A 201-nucleotide genomic window follows, 5' to 3' on the forward strand; every position below is an offset into this window, starting at 1 on the left:
CCCTTTAATAAATGAATACGATATGAGCCTCGCTTATACGCCAGGCGTAGCTGAGCCATGCAAGCGCATCGCTGAGAATAAAGACGAAGTATACGACCATACCATTAAGGGCAACCTTGTCGCCATTGTTACGGATGGCTCTGCAGTGCTCGGCCTTGGCAATATTGGGCCAGAAGCAGCTATGCCAGTTATGGAAGGAAA

Annotated in this window: 1 pseudogene; it reads left to right on the forward strand. The window is 48.8% G+C overall.

The features are described from left to right. Positions 1-201, forward strand: a pseudogene (locus CHH91_RS20160) (NAD-dependent malic enzyme); the annotation flags it as partial.

Source organism: Virgibacillus sp. 7505, from assembly GCF_002272135.1.
GTDB lineage: Bacteria > Bacillota > Bacilli > Bacillales > Amphibacillaceae > Terribacillus.